The 15,645-nt window shown below is 66.7% G+C and carries 12 protein-coding genes; all 12 read right to left on the reverse strand.

The window, feature by feature from the left end; genetic code table 11:
• Nucleotides 1-202: 202 nt before the first annotated feature.
• The 12 genes from C1877_RS13745 to C1877_RS13795 all read right to left on the reverse strand — a co-directional run bounded on the left by C1877_RS13745 (nucleotide 203) and on the right by C1877_RS13795 (nucleotide 15,627).
• Nucleotides 203-442, reverse strand: a complete 240-nt coding sequence (locus tag C1877_RS13745; RefSeq protein ID WP_147274563.1) for a 4Fe-4S binding protein — start codon at nucleotides 440-442, stop codon at nucleotides 203-205.
• 141 nt (nucleotides 443-583) lie between these two features.
• Nucleotides 584-3,247, reverse strand: a complete 2,664-nt coding sequence (locus C1877_RS13750; protein ID WP_114569425.1) for a molybdopterin-containing oxidoreductase family protein — start codon at nucleotides 3,245-3,247, stop codon at nucleotides 584-586.
• 236 nt (nucleotides 3,248-3,483) lie between these two features.
• Complete coding sequence (locus C1877_RS15200) at nucleotides 3,484-3,687, reverse strand: zinc-ribbon domain-containing protein (protein WP_147274564.1); 204 nt, start codon at nucleotides 3,685-3,687, stop codon at nucleotides 3,484-3,486.
• Nucleotides 3,688-3,833: 146 nt separating this feature from the next.
• Nucleotides 3,834-6,599, reverse strand: coding sequence for a winged helix-turn-helix domain-containing protein (locus C1877_RS13755; RefSeq protein ID WP_181813857.1), 2,766 nt, complete (start codon nucleotides 6,597-6,599; stop codon nucleotides 3,834-3,836).
• A 414-nt stretch (nucleotides 6,600-7,013) separates the two neighbouring features.
• A complete protein-coding gene (locus C1877_RS13760; protein ID WP_114569427.1) occupies nucleotides 7,014-7,445 on the reverse strand; it encodes a GNAT family N-acetyltransferase in 432 nt (143 codons plus the stop codon).
• A 13-nt stretch (nucleotides 7,446-7,458) separates the two neighbouring features.
• Complete coding sequence (locus C1877_RS13765) at nucleotides 7,459-8,433, reverse strand: DUF169 domain-containing protein (RefSeq protein WP_114569428.1); 975 nt, start codon at nucleotides 8,431-8,433, stop codon at nucleotides 7,459-7,461.
• Nucleotides 8,433-9,791: a radical SAM protein gene (locus C1877_RS13770; RefSeq protein WP_015539681.1), complete on the reverse strand. Its 1,359-nt coding sequence runs from the start codon at nucleotides 9,789-9,791 to the stop codon at nucleotides 8,433-8,435. Before C1877_RS13770 ends, C1877_RS13765 begins: the two co-directional genes overlap by 1 nt.
• Before the next feature lie 13 nt (nucleotides 9,792-9,804).
• Entirely contained in the window at nucleotides 9,805-10,671 is an 867-nt protein-coding gene (locus C1877_RS13775) for a TIGR04282 family arsenosugar biosynthesis glycosyltransferase (protein WP_015539682.1), read from the reverse strand.
• 71 nt (nucleotides 10,672-10,742) lie between these two features.
• Nucleotides 10,743-12,974, reverse strand: coding sequence for a molybdopterin-containing oxidoreductase family protein (locus tag C1877_RS13780; RefSeq protein WP_114569429.1), 2,232 nt, complete (start codon nucleotides 12,972-12,974; stop codon nucleotides 10,743-10,745).
• The gene (locus C1877_RS13785) at nucleotides 12,971-13,954 is read right to left on the reverse strand and encodes a heterodisulfide reductase-related iron-sulfur binding cluster (protein WP_114569430.1); all 984 of its coding nucleotides are present in this window, start codon (nucleotides 13,952-13,954) and stop codon (nucleotides 12,971-12,973) included. Before C1877_RS13785 ends, C1877_RS13780 begins: the two co-directional genes overlap by 4 nt.
• Before the next feature lie 114 nt (nucleotides 13,955-14,068).
• Nucleotides 14,069-15,049 carry an NrfD/PsrC family molybdoenzyme membrane anchor subunit gene (gene nrfD / locus C1877_RS13790; protein WP_015539683.1) on the reverse strand — a complete coding sequence of 327 codons (981 nt, stop codon included), beginning with the start codon at nucleotides 15,047-15,049 and terminating at the stop codon, nucleotides 14,069-14,071.
• Nucleotides 15,049-15,627: a 4Fe-4S dicluster domain-containing protein gene (locus C1877_RS13795; RefSeq protein WP_041239379.1), complete on the reverse strand. Its 579-nt coding sequence runs from the start codon at nucleotides 15,625-15,627 to the stop codon at nucleotides 15,049-15,051. Before C1877_RS13795 ends, nrfD begins: the two co-directional genes overlap by 1 nt.
• Between the last annotated feature and the right edge of the window lie 18 nt (nucleotides 15,628-15,645).

Raw genomic sequence — 15,645 nt, forward strand, 5'->3', positions numbered from 1 at the left:
GCATCTTGCCCTCGAACGCGAGGCCCTCCGGGTTGGGGACGAGGAACGTCGCGGCCACGATCAGCACGGCGACCGCGACGACGCCGACCTTAAAGGAAGCTTTCTCTCTCATCTTTCCCCTCCTTAAAAGGGACAGTGGAATATTTGACGAAGAAACCCTTTCGAGTCCTCCAACTATCGCGCCTTACGGCGCTTTCAGCAGTCAAACAAAGTAAATGCTGATGGAGTGGGTGGGACATGCGTTCACGCAACGCCCGCAGCCAACGCAGAGCTCCGGATGCTCGGCCTTCGCGCGGATCTCCCCGCCCACCTTGCATGCACGGAGCACCTTCCCCTCCCGTGGGCACGCCGAGACGCAGTTCAGGCACCCCCGGCAGTAATCCTCGTCGACCTTCACGCGCGGCTTGTTGCGGTAGAAGCCCATCGGCGCATACGCTCCCACGAGACCCCCTTTCCAGCGTGAGGAGAGGCGCGGCGCCCCTCCTCGAAACGCGCTTGCGCTTCCCCATACCCCCCGCCCCAGGAGGAAGGAGGTTCTGCCTTTGCCCTCCTCCCTCCGGAATGCGGCGGGAAACCTCCCCTCCTACTTCTTCAACTCCCAGAAGCCCAGGTTCTCGGCGGCCTTGTCCCACACGGTTCCGTGGGTGCCGTCGTAGAGCGCGGCCGGGATGCTGTCGTCGGCGCCGTCGGACGGGTCGATGCAGGGGTACACCTTGCACAGAAGGCCGCGGCAGTTCCACGTGGCCGTCATCTGGTCGGCCTTGTCCGGGTCGTCGTCGATGAGCACGTTCGCGGCAGCCTCGAACACGCCTTGCGACCAGGGCTCCTCGGCGGGAAGCTCGGGGTACCACCAGCTGGGCGGCACCTGCACCACGCCCTCGGGGATGTCCCAGCCCAGGTGCGCCTTCTGGCGGATACGGCCCATGGGCGTCTCGATCCACACCCAGTCGCCTTCCTTGATGTGCAGGGCGCGTGCGTCGTTGAAGTGCATCCAGGTCATGGGGTACGGCGCCACCGTTCGCGTGCCGTGGCCCGGCGTGCGCATCTCGGAGTGGTACAGCGGGCTGATGCGGCCGGCCGTGGTCAGGCGCAGCGGGTACTCCTTCGCCATCTCGGGGTTGCCGAGCGGCGACTCCGGCTCGCGGTACACCGGCAGCGGGTCGTAATCAAGCTCCTCGAGCACCGACGCGTAGACCTCGGCCTTGCGCGACGGCGTGGCGAAGCCCTGGATCTGCCCGTTCTCGAGGCGCCTGGCGTACTTGTAGTACTCGGTGGGGTACGGGAAGTACGTGCCCGCGTTCACCACGTCCTCGTACTTGAGCCCGCAGCGGTCGATACGGTACTGGATGACGTCCTCGTAGGTCTCCCACGGCCACTGCTCCTGCTGGCCCATGGCGCAACCGAGGGAGCGGAAGAAGTCGTAGTCCATATGGCGCTCGGCGTAGGGCTCAACCCCGCGGTCGCCAACGGTGATGAAGTCCATGGAGTCCTCCGACGTCGTGCACATCGGGCGCTCCATCCAGTCGCACGCGGGCATGATGTAGTCCGCCAGCGCGGCCGTCGGCGTCTTCCAGTACTCGCACACCACCAGCAGCTCCAGGCTCTTCAGCGCCTTGTAGACCTTCTTCGTGTTCGGCATCCACGCCAGCGGGTTCGAGGACCACGCGATCATCGCCGTGATGGGGTACGGCTTCTTGTCGATGATGGCGTCCAGCACGAGCGACGGCGAGCACAGCATCTGATGGAGCATGGGGCGCGGCAGGCCGAACATCTTGCGGTAGCATTTGTCGATCTTCTTGAAGCCGGGCCACGCCATGACGCGGAAGCGGTCGTTGCCGATGTACTTGGCCTGGTTCTCCGGGTCCTGCAGCTCGGAGAGCTCCATCTCGGCGTCGCGCACCGGGAAGTCCTTCTCCTTGCCCACGGAGTTCGGGTCGGCCGGCTGGCCCACGAACTCGCCGCCGGGGTTGTCGATGTTGCCGGTCATGATGCGCAGGATGGTCTTTGCTATGCCGAAGCTCGCGGCGTTGTTGCCGTGCTGGTCGCCGCCGCCGAGGCCCCAGATGATGCAGGCCGGCCCGTTCGTGGCGTAGAGCTTCGCCGCCTCCTCGATCTTGCGCTTGGGCACGCCGGACACCTTCGACGCCCGCTCGGGCGTGTACTCGGCCACGCGCCGCACGATGGCGTCGAACACGGTGATGCACTCGGCCTCGCCGCCGTCGGCGAGCTTCACCCGGTAGGTGCCGCTGAGCTGCGCATCCACCTCCACGCCCTCCTCGGTGCAGTAGCGGTTCTCGTCGGAGCACCACGCCAGCACGCCGTCGCGCTTGGCGTCCCACGCCACGAAGTCCTCGAACCTGCCGTCTGCATCGATGTCGCTCGCGCGCAGCAGCTTGTTCGTGTCGGTGCGGAACAGGAACACGGCGTTGGACCAGTGCTTGAGGAAGTCCTCGTTGTACAGCTCGTGCTCCACGATGTAGTTGATCCACGCGAGGCAGATGATGCAGTCGGTGTTCGGATAGGGCTGAAGCCATTGGTCGGCCTGGCCGGACTCGGGGATGCACACCGGGTCGACCACGATCATCTGGGCGGGCCCGTTCTCGTTCACCGTCGTGCGGCCCTTGATGACGCGCCACAGCGGCGCCTCGGGGGCGTAGGACTCGGAGCAGCGCTTGCCCCAGTTGACGATCGTGTTCGACTGCTGCGGCGAGGCCGGCATCATCGATTCCACGGGCCAGCCCACCATGGCCATGTTCAGGGAGTAGTTCCAGCACCAGCAGATGGTGCCGGGGTCCACCACGTTGCCGGGGTTGCCCAGCAGGTTCGTGAAGCGGCTGCGCGCCCACAGGTGGTCAGAGCGGTAGGTGCCCTCGGACGACACGAGCGTCTCGGGGCCGTACTTGTCGATGAGCCCCTGGAGCTTCTCGGAGATCTCCTTGATGGCCTGGTCGTAGGATATCTGCTCCCACTTGTCCTCGCCGCGCTCGCCCGCGCGCTTGAGCGGGTGGTTGATGCGCTTGGGATGGTAATGGAACTTGATGGCGCGCTGGCCCCGCTCGCCCAGGCGGTTGCACAGCACCGCACCTTCGTCGTCGTTGGGCCTCAACTCCACCAAACGGCCCGTGGCCGTGTCCACCCCCGCGAAGATGCCGCAGTTCATGTGGCACATGTGGCAGCGCGTGCGGCGCCATCGGATGCCGTTCTCGTCGACGTGGTTGTTCGGCACGCCGACCATGCTCTCGGACATGGTTGTCCCCTCTCTCTTCTCTACCTGGTTGACACGAGGCGTCGTGAAGAGCGCTTCCGGAAGCCTTCCCCTTACGATGCCCTCACTCTACTGGAGGCCCCGCCTGATTACATGACCCGAATTCGTGACATCGCGCGGGTGAGGCGCGGGGTAACGGCCGGGTAGGGGACGGGGTAAGGTGGCGTGGGCGGGCGCTCCGTTCAGGGGGTTCGATGCGCCCGCCCACGCTCCCTTGTTCAGGCGCCCGGTGCGGGCGGCGGTGTGGGGGCTCCCGGAGCGCCGGGGACCTTGGACGCAGCCGGGGCGCCGGGTGCGAGCACGACCGGCACCTGCAAGGCGGCGCCGCAGCCCAGGCACTTCGCCGCCCCGGTCGGCACCTCCGCTCCGCATTTCGGGCAGTTCTTCGGCCCCTCGACGGCCACTGGCGGTCTGAAGCACATGGCGTATCCTTTCCTCTGGGTCGGTGCCACCGGACAAGGTGGCCTCTACCTGAAGAGAATACGCAGGGGAGAAGCAGGGGTCATGACCTTCACAAGACCGAACGCGAGGGTAAGGAGCGCGGGTAAGGTGCGGGGGTGAGAAGAGCTCATTCCCTAGCCGCTGCGACAGACCCCGACGCCCCGTTCCCAACGGAGCGGTTCGCCGCATACTCCCGTAGAGCCTCCTCGCGCGTGCCCACCCCCAGCTTGCTGTAGATGTTCGCAAGGTGCTTCTTCGCGGTGTTGACACTGATGCAGAGCGTTTCGGATATCTCCTTGCGCGACAAGCCCATATTGAGGAGCTTGAGGATCTCCAGCTCACGAGGGGTAAGCGGGTCGGGCCCGTCATTGGCGAACGCGCCCGGACCGTCTATGCCCGACGGCGCCTCCGGCAATTCCCGCTCGAATTCAACCAAAAGAGACTTCACGTAAGACCGAACGGATGCACCCGCCTTGCGCGTCGTCGAGTAGTCACGTAGAAGGTCGCGCAAAGGCTCGCCTGCATCGAGGAGGCTGCGCATGAAACCGTACCGGCTTGCCAACGTCAAGAGCTCTTTCAGCTGGGCGCAGGCGCGCGACCCCTCTCCTATCTCGCGCAAAACGACCGTTTCCACCGCGAGGGCTTTCACAAGCAGGCAAACGTAGCGGCCCTTACGTGCATGCACCTCGACCGACTCGAGCGTCTCGAGGACGGTCGGACCGTCGCCCTTCTCCCAAGCCGAAAGGGCGCGCACGAGAGAAAGCAGCAGCTGGCAATACACATCCCCCTCATGCACCCGCGCGGCGAACTTCCTCTCGATGAGGAGCAGGTCGCGCAGGTTCCGGCGACGTGCCGCTATCTCCGCCTGTTGGAAGTAGGCACGCAGCAGCACGGCTCGCGGAACGTCCTTCTGCTCGCCATGCAGGATGCCCTCGACGATGACCTCGTACGCCTCGGAAAGGCTTCCCCTCGCAGCGAGCAGCCCCGCTTGGGCCATCTTGGCCTCAAGGTACATGTCGATGTGCCGGTAATGCGAGGTCCGCTTGAGCGAGCGCTCCACCAAAACCGAGGCCCGCTCTTTCTCGTTGCGCTCGAGCAGCACGCGCGCCAGCAGCGCGCAGATGGCACCGTAAAGGGCGAAATCGGAAGGGCATGTTTGCAGAAGCTTCTCGCAACTCTCGCGGGCTTCGTCGAGCTCGCCGAAGCAATGCTGCACCTCGGCAAAGTTGAACGAGTTGAACAGCAGCTGGTGCATCGTGGCGTCCACACTTGCGCTTGCCTGGGCTTGCAGGTATATCTCTTGGGCCTGCGCCATGTCACCTATACGCTCGTATGCTTCGCCGAGCGACTGGTAGATCATGCTCATAAGCGAGGGTTTAATCTCATACCCGCTGTTCAGCAGCTCGTCGCATTGCGCAAGAGCCTCTTGGCCGTCGCCCTCCATGGCAACGCACTTCATTTTAAGGCACTTCGACGAGAACTCCACGATGCTCGGATCGAGACTACCCGCATGCGCTGGCTCCTGCATGCTACGCTCGAAGCGGGCGATCCAGCTCTGCGCGTCGGCGACGCGCGCATTCGTGATGCACGACCATGCCGAGAGCATGCACAGAAGCGGCGAGGAGGCGAACTCGGCCGAGGGTATGCGACAGAGCCACAAAAGGTAGTGGATCCGCTTGTCCGAGCGGGAAAGCGAGCAGGTAGCCTCGGTCAGGTTCGCCACATAGTCGAAGTCGCTCGCCAGCAGCAGGTACTTCGCTGCCTCGTCCTGCATCCCATAATCGTGGAACCACTCGCTGGCCCGCGCACACCTCTGCCTGATCTCCTCGATTCGCAGCTGCAGAAGCTCGGTGCGCAGCCAGTCGGCGAACAGCGCGTTGAAACGGAACCACGTGCCCTCCTCGTCGCAGGGCACGACGAAGAGGTTGCGCCGTATCAGCTCGTCGAGAAGGGCCTGCGTCGAACCGGAACCGAAGACCGCCTCGCAAAGGGGGCGGCTGAACGTCTCGAGCACCGATATCTCCAGCATGAACGAAAACAGGTCCCCGGTCACCAAGCGCGTGACCTGCGCCTGGAAGTAGCGCCGCACGTTCAGAAGCGAACCGTCCAACCGCACGCCGTCCGCGCTCCGCGCGCCCGACAGCGATCGCGCCGCCAGCACGAGCCCCTGGGGCCACCCTTCGACGCAGCGGTGCGCCTTCGCAAGTGCCTCGTCGGATGGGGGCTCGTTGCAGACGGCATCCGCCAACTGCCGCGCCTCGTCGAAGGTCAGGGCCAGATCCTCCGCAGCAAGGCAGCCGAATCCCAGGCGGTAGGCGTCGGTTTGCAGGGCCCACGAGAACGCGGACGAGGCGAGCACCACATGGAAATCGGGAGGCGTCAGGGAGCAGAAGCGCAGCATCTGGGCATCGAGGCTGCGCCGGCCCGCACAGCCGTACTCGTCGATCACCAGATAGCAGGGAATACCGGGGGGCAGTGCTTCGAACAGCGCGTTGCCGATGGCCACAAGGACATCGCGGTCAAGCCCCGCACCGTGCTCAAGCTGCTCGCCTACAGGCGCTAAAGGCCCGATCGTCTCGGCCGCCTCCGCGCCGAACCTGCCCAACGCCGCCACCACATGGTCGCGGAAGCGAGCGAGGTCAACGTCCTCCTCATCCATCGTCAGCCAAGAGACAAGGCGCCCCTCCTTCGCCTTCTTGCGTGCGAACTCCACCAACAGGCCGGTTTTCCCGTAACCCATCGGCGCGCTGACCAGCGTCAGCTTCTGTCGCGCAAGAAGCTCCAGCTTTTCGAGGGGCACCGTCCTGCCCACGTACCCGATCGGCAACGTCGGCTGCGTCAGCTTTGCCCGCACGACGGCATTTCGTAGCCCCTTTTCAGTCGAAGTGCCCATCTGTCCCCTTTGAACGCACTCCTGCCGCCAACCTCTTCCCCGGCGAACGGGCACCTCGCCCGCAGTTCGATCATAGTAGAACTTTTTCCGGCCAGCTTCAATCATGAGGGCTTCGGTCAACAGCCAACATGGCAAACCTCTTCTTCGCTCGCCCTTCGATAAGAGGAATTATTATCAAAGGGCAACAATATGAAAAGATTCGTACCGGCACAAAGGCGCGGGCCTTCGAAGCGAATCGGCTGCATCTCGCTTTGCATCATGACACAAGGGCATGTTAGCTCTTCGACCTCAAGTCCAGCAAAATCTGGACATCTGGCAGAATACTATTCTGATGTTCGTGCTTTTCAGATCCCTGCGACGACATCTCCCAACCGGTGCAGTGCATCCACGGGAAGTTGGCTGCCCATTCCCCGCCTAGAGCACCTTCCGCACGGGCACCGGGCCGCATTCCTCGCGCATCTCGCAGTGGTCGCAGTCGTCCACGAGGGACATCTCGATGAGGTCCCAGCCGATGCGCTCGTAGCCCAGGGCCTTGTAGAACGGCAGGCTCCCGCCGCGCGACACGAGGCGCAGCTCGCCGTGGCGCTCGAGGGCCTCCTCCATGAGCGCGCGGCCCACGCCGAACCCGCGCCACGTCTCGTGGGTGATGACGGGGTTCACGAACGCCGTGCCGTCATCGGCGAGCGCGATGCGGACGAACCCCACCACCTCGTCGTCCTCGTTCACGGCCACGCGCACGCCCTCGATGGAGGGGATGGCGTCCATGCCCTCCAGGTTGGCGTACCCGTCGAGCACGGCCTTGTCGTCCGGCCGCGCATCGCGTATGGTGAACAGCTCGTTCGTCATGGGAGCTCCTTCCCTACATGATAGGCGGAACGTAGATCTTCATGCGCGAATCCGGGATGGCCTTCTTCGCCAGCTCCGTCAGGCCCTGCGCCACGATGGGCAGCTTGTCCACGGGCAGCCCCATGAACATCATGTCCTCGGCCACATCGGTGGCCGCGCGGCAGCCGTAGCAGCCAAACGTGATGTTGGGCTCCTGCTCCGTCAGGGGATACAGCACCGCCTCCACGCACATAGAGTTGAACCCGCTCGCGTGGAAGTCGAAGCGGTGGCCCGAGTAGTAGCTCATGGACATGCACAGCCACATCATCTGCTCGGGCGTGCCGGTCACCACCACCACCTCGGGCTTGCGCACCGTCTTCGCCAGCGGTGCCACGTAGGTGGCGCGGCGGCTCTTCGGCGGCAGCGTGGGGCGCTCGGCCACCATCTGGGCGGCGGCCTCGGCGTTCACCACCTTGTGGAACAGCACGTATATCTCGCCGGTGGCCAGCTTCTCGGGCACGCCGGTCATGCCGAAGATGGACGTGCCGTCCGGGCACGAGTGCCTATGCGGCGGCATGAGAATGCTCGCGCCCCGGCGCGCGGCCATCATGGCCTGGCAGAAGCGCTGGTTCTCGGGCGGCAGGGGCACGTCGGGCAAAAGCTCGTCCTTGTCGATGAGGCTCACGGCCACCGGCTGCCACCGCAGGCCCAGCTTCTCCATGATCACGCGCTGCCATTCCTCGTACTGCTCGTGCAGCTCGCGCGCGATGGGCTCGGCCCGCGGCTCGTCGGCAAAGGGGTCGTACACCGCATCGCCCGTGGCCTCCACGGAGAGCGCGCGCTGCGGGCAGTTGCCCGCGCAGGTGGTGCACCCCACGCAGTCCTCGATGCGCGCCGCGAAGGGATGCCCCTCCTCGTCGGCCTCCAGCACCTCGCACGGGCAGAACGCGATGCACAGCCCGCACTTCACGCACCGGTTCGGGTCGTTCACGATTCGGTAGTCGGCCATCAGCGCAGCTCCTCCTTGCACCACGGCGGGTACACGCGCCGCCCGGCGGAATCGGTCAGATGGTACGAGCAGAACGGGATGGCGCGTCCGTCGGGCACCGTCACCATCATGGAGCACTCGCGCAGGCGCTGCGTGTCCATGGACACCGCGTCCATGTAGTTCATGATGACCACGGAGAGCCCGCTCGCCACCTCGACGCCCTTCTTGTCCAGGATGTCCAGGAACACCGAGCCCTGCGGGCTGTCGGGCGAGTACCCCGCGTGGTACTCCTCCATCGTCATGGCGCGCGTGGCCGGGTAGAACCCGGACGGATGCGCCGGCACGCCCGCGGGAGGCTCGCCCTTCACGAAGAACACGCCCGTGTCGCACAGCGGGTTCGAGCACCCGAGCGGCCACACGTCGCGCGGCTCGATGAGCCCGTCTGACTGCTCGGCCAGCTGGAAGATCACGTCGCCCGAGCTCATGGGCAGGGCGCGCTCGGCGTCGAAGCGGCCCGACGTGAACGCCGGCTGCAGGGCCAAGCCTGCCACCACGTCGGCGTTGTCCAGGCAGAAGCGCAAGAGGTCGCCCAGCTGCCCGTCGTTCAGGCCCGCCACCACGGCCACGGACAGCACCACCTGGATGCCCACCTCGCGGCACCGCTCGATGACGCGCATCTTCACGTCCAGGATGTCGCGCCCGCACGTGCCCTCGTACACCTCGCCCGTGAGGCCGTCGAACGACAGGTACACGCCGGTGAGCCCCGCCCACACGAGCTCTTCCAGATACCCGTCGCGCGCGGCTATGACCAGGCCGTTCGTGTTGACCTCGATGCCCCAGAAGCCCTTCTCGCGGCCCATGCGGATGATCTCGGGCAAGTCCTTGCGACACGTGGGCTCGCCGCCCGTGATCTGCACGGCGCCGTCGGTGCCCACCGCATTCGCGATGACGTCGTACATGTCGGAGATCTCGGCCAGCGTGGGGTCTCCCTCGCCCGTCTCGGCGCTCATGAAGCACACGGGGCAATGCAGGTTGCAGTTGCGCGTGACCTCGATCTCCAGCAGCGTGCCGCGCCGCTGGTGGCGGCTGCACGTGCCGCAGCCGTGCGGGCACGGGGCCGTGGCGGCAAGGGTGTTCTGCGGCGCCGTCATCGGGAACGCGAGCGAGCGCAGCCACTGGTAGTGCTCGGCGTCGGGCCACATGCGCGTGGCCAGCCTCCCGTGGTCGGGGCAGGTGCGCTCCATCCACACGACGCCCTCGGCGTCGGCGTACACCTCGGCCGGCAGCTCGTCCAGGCAATCCGGGCAGAGCGCCGTGGTCTTGTGCAGCGGCGTGCGCTGCGCGGCCGGATCGGCCGCCGTGTTCTCGTTCGCTCCCATGGCGGCGCTCCTGCTATTCCTGGTCGATGTACTGGCGCGGGTCGTGCTCGTCGTTCGGCGGGGTGATCACCTGGATGCCCATGTAATCGACCCAGTCCAGCACGCGCTGCGGCACGAACAGGTCGGTCTGGAACACGGCCGCCTGCTTGATGGCGCGCATGCACGAGATGGCGTGCGCGAGGTCGGTCTTCTCGTCGATGTCGGCAACCGGCGACAGGAACGCGGAGGGAACGTCGCGCTCCTCCAGCTTCTCCATGTAGCCGTCGAGCGCCGGGCGGCCGTCCAGGTTGTAGTAGACGCCCTGGTGGTCCATCGGCGTGTTGTGGCTGAAGCCCACGAGCGACGTGCCGCATTCCTGGCACGGCGCCTGCACGAAGCCGGGCTTGCCGATGCTCTGGAAGTAGTCGAGCCACTGGAACGCCTGCACGATGTGCGACTTCGGCATGGTGGGGATGTCGCCGCCCACGGACACGATGTGCTCGTATCCCTGCGCGAAGATCTCCTTGAACGCGTAGTCGAAGTGGTCGTCGAACGTGGCGCCCTTGTCCGTCATGTAGTGGATCTCCATGGGCCAGGGGCCGATGGCGTCGTAGGTCTCCTTCATCAGCTCCACGTTCTCGGCGGGCGTCGTGGACACGAAGAAGTCGTACGTGACCTTGTCGACGCTCGGGTCGGCCGCCACGGCCGCGTCGTTCTCCATCTGCAGCTCCATGAGCGCGTGCATGGCAAGCTCGCTCACGTCGTACAGGCTGCGCTTGAAGAACTCGGCCGCCTGCGCCGGGCTCAGGAAACCGTCGTGCTCGGTCGTCAGGCGCGTCTTCACCATGCCCGGCACCGGGGGCTTGCTGAACAGCAGCAGCGCTTGCTTTTTCTCGGCCATAGGAACTTATCTCCTTCTCGTCGTTCTTACCAGTTGTCTCCCGCGTGCGCTCTCCGCGCACGGCAATTCGTCTATTCCCAGCTCAAAGGCTCGTCGATGCGCCGGATGACGCAGTCGATGGCGTTGTACGACCACGTGCCGATCAGCGGCTCGCCCGGCTCGCACGACGTGAGGCAGTTCACGTTCGACTCCCACATGCCGCCGAGGTCGGGGCCGCCCGGCTCCCACTCGGGATGCCACCAGCCGTAGTCCACGTTCACCAGGTCGTCGCGCAGGGGCGCGGTCTCCAGTATAAAGCGTGCCGAGCCCTTGTCGGTGGCGATCTCCACGCGATCGCCCGGTTTCAGGCCGAGCCGCCCGGCCGTGGCCTCGCTCACCTCCGCCACCGGGTGCGGCGACTTCTGGCGGAAGGCCGGGTTGTTGAAGTACATCGACGCGTTGTAGGGCTGCTTGCGCGAGCCGGTGATCATCGGCAGATGAGCGCCGCCCGCGCGCTCGGCGTCCTCCACGAGCTCCGGCGAGCACAGGGGCGCCGCCGGTGCGGCCGGCTCCGGCAGGCGCGGCCCGCCGAGCGTCGGCAGGAACTCGCTCGCCAGCTCTATCTTGCCCGTGGTGGTGGCGAAGCCCTGCGGCCGGCCGTCGGGGCCCGGCAGCTCGTGCTTGGCGTGCGCCGGCGGCTGCCAGTAGATGCCCAGCTGGCAGAACGCGTCCCAGTCCATGCCCGCGCGCGCGAGCTGCGCCGCGAACGCGTCGGCGAGCGTCTCCTCCGGCCACGCGTCCTCCTGCCCCAGGCGCAGCCCCAAGCCGCGAAACACGTCGTAGTCGGTGCGCCGCTCGTAGTACGGCTCCACGGCGGCGGGGCCGCCGTAGCCCATGTTCGCCACGCCGCCGTGCACCTGCAGCACCGGGCGCTCGATGGCGCCGGCCGCGGGCAGCACGTAGTCGGCGATCATGGCCGTGGGCGTCATATAGTAGTCCAGCACCACCAGCAAGTCCAGGCCCATGAGCGCGTCGAACACGCGGTGCGTGTCGGCATAGGTGAGCAGCGGGTTCGTGGCGTTCACGATGAGCGCGCGCACGGGATACGGCTCGCCCTCCTCCATGGCACGCAGCACGAGGTGCGGCAGCGCGGAGGTCAGGTAGCGCTCCGGCAGCGTGCGGCCCAGCTTCTCGGTGAGCTTGCGGGCGCGGTCGTAGCCGTCGTAGCACTGCAGCGGCGTGAAGGGCGTGTTCAGGCAGCGCGCGCGCCTCTCGGGCGCCAGCGCGTCGGACATCTCCAGCTCCATCTCCGACACGAAGTCCGGCCCCTCGGCCAGCACGCACGAGCCGGGCTTGTCCACGTTTCCCGTCACGGCGCGCAAACAGCAGATGGCGCGGTGCGTGGGCGCCACGTTCGCGCCCACCTGGTCCACGCCGCGGCCCGACACGAGCGCCGCAGCGCCCGCCCGCCCGAACAGGCGCGCCGCCCGCACGATGTCGTCCTCCGGCAGGCCGCACACCGCGGCCACGTGCGCGGGCGTGTAGGGACGCACGTGCTCGGCCAGCTCGTCGAACCCGTGGCACCATGCGTCCACGAACGCGCGGTCAACCAGGCCCTCCCCGATGATCACGTGTAAAAGGCCCAGCGCCAGCGTGCAATCGGTTCCCGGCCGCACGGGCAGCCAGAGGTCTGCCACGGCCGCCGCCTGCGTGCGCCGCGGATCGACGACCACGAGCGCCGCATCCGAGCGCGCGAACGCCAGGATGGAGCGCCAGAACGCCGAGTTGTCGGACTGAGCCGGGTTCGTGCCCCATATGAACAGGCACTCCGTCACCCCCGGCACGATGTCGGCCTCCACGGTCCAGCCGAACGTGAGCGCGTCCATCCAGATGCGCGGGTTCCAGCAGATCTGCCCGATGCCCATGTTGTTGGGGCTGCCGAACAGGTTCATGAAGCGGTGCAGCGGCCAGAACGAGGCATGCGGGCCGCCGATGGCGCTCGCGAGCGTCTCCGGGCCGTGCTCGTCGGCCAGCGCCCGCAGGCGCGCCGCGATGTCGTCGAGCGCCTCGTCCCAGCTCACGCGCTCCCACTCGTTGCCGCCGCGCTTGCCTGCGCGGCGCAGCGGGTAGTTCACGCGGTCCGGTCCGTCCAGCGCATCCAGGTTCATGCGCCAGCGGCGGCAGCCCGCCAGGATGCGCTCGTCGTAGGGGTAGCGCGACGGGTCGGGCACGAGGTCCGTCACGCGGCCATCCTCCACGGTGGCCAGAAACGCGCAGCAGTAGCCGCAATAGTGGCAGTTCGTGGGCTTGACCTCGGCCGTCATCGCGCCTCCTCCCGGTCGTCGCCAGGCTCGGGAGCGAGCCCCTTGAACGGGCGCGCCTCGCCGCCGTCCGCCGCCGGCTCGTCGAACAGGAAGCGCAGCTTCATGTAGGCATCGGCGGCGCGCCAGTCGATGCGCCAGTCGAACAGCAGCTCCAGGTAGTGGAACACCGGCACGCGCCACTGCGAAACGGAGAGCAAAAACGAGCAGCTCACGCATGCCGCCACGATGGCCGAGCCGCCGGCCGCCACGGCCTCGGCCCCGCGCGCCTGCGACTGCTCGAGCGCCTTGTCCGCATGCCCCGCCGCCCGCACGAGCGAGCCGCAGCACTGGGAGCTCCGGCGCGCATGCGCCGGCTCCACCGCCAGCTCGGCGGGCATGAGCGCCCGCAGGCCGTCTGCGAACTCGCCCGTGGCCCGGTCGGGGCAGGAGTCGTGCACGCTGAACCGCAGCGGCGGGCGGGCGCCCTCGGCGCACACCTCATAGAAGCCCGCTCCCGCCTCCAGCTCGGCGGCCAGCAGGCGCTTTGCCACCTCGGCGTCTACCCGGTAGCCCAGCGCCTCCAGCTCCAGGGGCAGCGGCACCACCTCCACGCCGGCCGTGCGCTCGTCCTCGGCAAGGGCGCCGCGCAAGGCGGCGACGCAGTTCGGGCAGGCAGCCACGATGCGCTCCACCCCCGCCGCGGCCACGTGCGCGCACAGCTCGTCCTCGAACGCCGCGCGCACGGCCTTGCCGTCCGGCTCGAAGCTCAAGATCTTCCCGCAGCACAGAAGCGAGATACCCTCGACGCGCTCCGCCTGCGCTAGCAGGTCGTAGACCGCCTTCACGAGCGGCAGCGCGTAGTTGATAAGCGAGCAGCCGGGGAAGAACAGGGTGCGGGCGCGCCGCGGCCCGTCGGCCGCCGCCACCCGCGTGTCAAGGCCCGGGAAGCCGCACGTCACGGTGCTTCCGGCCAGCACGTCCTCGAATACGTAGTCTTCCATGTTCCCCCCTGGATACTCGGTTAAAACGGCAGGCGGGGGCCCGACCGATAAGCCGGGCCCCCCGTCAGCGTACGCGCAGCGCGAAGCCTGCGCGCTCACGGCCTCGCGGCCGCCTTAGAACTGGTTGTCGCCGTACGTCCACTTGGTGATGAACTCCGCATCGTTCTTGGCGAGGCGGTTGTAGTAGCGGTTCTCGCCCGGGATCTCGGCGCGGTCGTCGGTGTTGACCACCATGAAGCGCAGCAGGCAGCCGCCGCACAGCACCAGGATGGGCGCCACGAGCGTGGCCGCGGCAGAGTGACCGCCGCCGATGTACATGACCAGCGGCACCACGAGGCCCAGGCCCACCATGCCGACCCAGAACAGGCCAGCGTAGGAACCCTTGACCCAGCGGCGCGCCGCCGCCTTGGCGGTCTCGTTGCCGGCACCCGCGAAGGACAGCACCATGGTCAGCAGCACGATGAGCTCGGCGATGACCAGCACGATGTCCACCACGTGCAGGATCTCCAGCACGATCTCGGACACGAACAGGCTCTCCAGCGTCATGGCCGCCGGCCAGCCGCCGATGGACAGCACGATGGCCGCGCAGCCCGTGGAGATGGCCGAGATAGTGAACAGCACGGGCAGCGCCGGGGTGGCCCAGAACGCGTGCGCCTTCAGGGTGGACAGCATGATGCCGGTGTACATCATGATGCACAGGCCGAAGAAGCCGGCCACGATCAGGAAGAAGTCCGCAGCGGGCTTCAGCAGGCCGGACAGCCCCGCGAAGATCGGCCAGGCATCGCCGATGAACGCCAGCAGGAACAGCAGCGCGAACACCGCGGCGATCACGAGGAACGTAGCGCCCCACTTGATGATGGACTTCGACGTGGTCCACACGCGCCAGAACACGCCCGGCTGCCCCAGGTCGACGACCAGGAACACGCAGCCGATGGCCACGCACACCAGCGAAACGAGCACGGGCAGCGCGAACACCTCGGCGTAGCCGGGGACCACGAAGCTGTTGAAGATGGCGGCCAGGAACAGGATGCCGCCCGCCAGACCGCCCAGGAAAAGGTACAGGGCGATAGGCGGTTCCCAATAATGATGTTTCATTATGCCTTACCTCCCAAGTCAGGAATGTAGTAGATCTGCGGCTCGGTGCCGAACTCCTCGAAGAGGCGCTCGGTCTTCACGGAGCCGATAAGCTTGGAGACCTCGCTGTTCGGATCGTCGAGATCGCCGAAGATACGGGCCTTCTGATGGCAGGTCAGCACGCAGTACGGCTGGGCAGAGGGGTCCAGCTGGCGCTTGTCGCGGCAGAACGTGCACTTGCGCACGTAGCGGTGCATGCGGTCCTCCAGGTGCGAGGCGTCGCGCATGCCGTACGGGCAGGCGTTCACGCACACCTTGCAGGACAGGCACTTCTTAGGGTCGACCCACACGGTGCCGTCCTCGTCCTGCTGGCTCGCGCCGGACGGGCAGCAGGGAACGCACTCGGGGTTCTCGCAGTGCATGCACAGCAGCGGCTGCCAGGACTTGTGGACGTTCGGCCACGTGCCCTGGGCGCCCTCGGTGACCACGGGGTTGTAGACGATGTCAAGTGGAAGCTTGTTCCACGTACGACAAGCAACCGTGCAGGAGTGACAGCCGATGCAGCGACGCTGGTCGATGACCATGACGTAACGAGTCATTTATCTATCCTTTCTTCC

Origin of the sequence: Gordonibacter pamelaeae, assembly GCF_003340385.1 — a bacterium.
GTDB lineage: Bacteria > Actinomycetota > Coriobacteriia > Coriobacteriales > Eggerthellaceae > Gordonibacter > Gordonibacter pamelaeae.

Excerpts from the sequence above, each read along its gene's own strand:
- C1877_RS13750 (WP_114569425.1), bottom strand. The coding sequence starts at position 3,247 with ATGTCCGAGAGCATGGTCGGCGTGCCGAACAACCACGTCGACGAGAAC.
- C1877_RS13770 (WP_015539681.1), bottom strand. The coding sequence starts at position 9,791 with ATGGGAGCGAACGAGAACACGGCGGCCGATCCGGCCGCGCAGCGCACG.
- C1877_RS13760 (WP_114569427.1), bottom strand. The coding sequence starts at position 7,445 with ATGACGAACGAGCTGTTCACCATACGCGATGCGCGGCCGGACGACAAG.
- C1877_RS15200 (WP_147274564.1), bottom strand. The coding sequence starts at position 3,687 with ATGTGCTTCAGACCGCCAGTGGCCGTCGAGGGGCCGAAGAACTGCCCG.
- C1877_RS13780 (WP_114569429.1), bottom strand. The coding sequence starts at position 12,974 with ATGACGGCCGAGGTCAAGCCCACGAACTGCCACTATTGCGGCTACTGC.
- C1877_RS13795 (WP_041239379.1), bottom strand. The coding sequence starts at position 15,627 with ATGACTCGTTACGTCATGGTCATCGACCAGCGTCGCTGCATCGGCTGT.
- C1877_RS13755 (WP_181813857.1), bottom strand. The coding sequence starts at position 6,599 with ATGGGCACTTCGACTGAAAAGGGGCTACGAAATGCCGTCGTGCGGGCA.
- nrfD (WP_015539683.1), bottom strand. The coding sequence starts at position 15,049 with ATGAAACATCATTATTGGGAACCGCCTATCGCCCTGTACCTTTTCCTG.
- C1877_RS13765 (WP_114569428.1), bottom strand. The coding sequence starts at position 8,433 with ATGGCCGACTACCGAATCGTGAACGACCCGAACCGGTGCGTGAAGTGC.
- C1877_RS13775 (WP_015539682.1), bottom strand. The coding sequence starts at position 10,671 with ATGGCCGAGAAAAAGCAAGCGCTGCTGCTGTTCAGCAAGCCCCCGGTG.
- C1877_RS13785 (WP_114569430.1), bottom strand. The coding sequence starts at position 13,954 with ATGGAAGACTACGTATTCGAGGACGTGCTGGCCGGAAGCACCGTGACG.